This window comes from Bacillus sp. DJP31 (genome assembly GCF_049310945.1).
Taxonomy (GTDB): Bacteria; Bacillota; Bacilli; order Bacillales; family SA4; genus Bacillus_BS.
This window is the reverse complement of the sequence record NZ_JBMERO010000106.1, coordinates 1-650: the sequence shown is the minus strand read 5'-3', so window position 1 is coordinate 650 and position 650 is coordinate 1. Positions and strand designations below refer to the sequence as shown.

Sequence of the window (650 nt, the reverse complement as noted above, 5' to 3'; positions counted from 1 at the left end):
AACTCATATATCTATCGGACTAGGTTTAGAAGCTATACAGAAAGGTTATCAAGTTATGTTTATAGCAATGGGAGAATTAGTTCATCTACTAAAAACAAAGGAATTTTCTCGGAAGTCACAAACGCTGCATAAGAGATTAATAGACTCAGATTTGGTTATTATTGATGACATGATGTATATGGCGATGGACACAAAGGAAGCTAATCTCTTCTTCCACTTAATCAATGAATTGTATGATAAAAGCTCCATTATAATAACGTCTAATAAGGGGCCTAATGAGTGGGGAGACCTCCTTGGAGACGAGGGGATAACGACGGCTATTCTAGACCGGCTTCTTCATCGGGTTGAAGTGATAAATATTAATGAAGATAGTTGGCGCATGAAGCATCGAACTACCATCTTTGATAATACGGATGTAGGAGCTGGAGGAACAAAAGGATGACAATATTAACGGATCAAGAAGCTACATCAATCTTACATACTTATGGGATGAAATGTAGCATCGATGAAGTAAGGCAGTGGCTGATGGAAGGAAGGATTAAAGCGTCTGAAAAGGACGGCAGGTATACAGTAGAAGAAGATGAGGTATATCGCTTCCTACATCACTACAGATGGGAAGGAACTGCCCACGATCCAGGCATTGATGATAA

General features: G+C 39.4%; 2 protein-coding genes. Both read left to right on the top strand.

Going from position 1 to position 650, the window contains the following annotated elements:
* A partial coding sequence (locus tag ACOI1C_RS22690) for an ATP-binding protein (protein WP_422512897.1) occupies window positions 1-442 on the top strand: 442 nt, incomplete at its 5' end.
* The coding region (locus tag ACOI1C_RS22685) for a hypothetical protein (protein ID WP_422512896.1) at window positions 439-650 on the top strand (212 nt) is incomplete at its 3' end. The genes ACOI1C_RS22690 and ACOI1C_RS22685, both read left to right, overlap by 4 nt.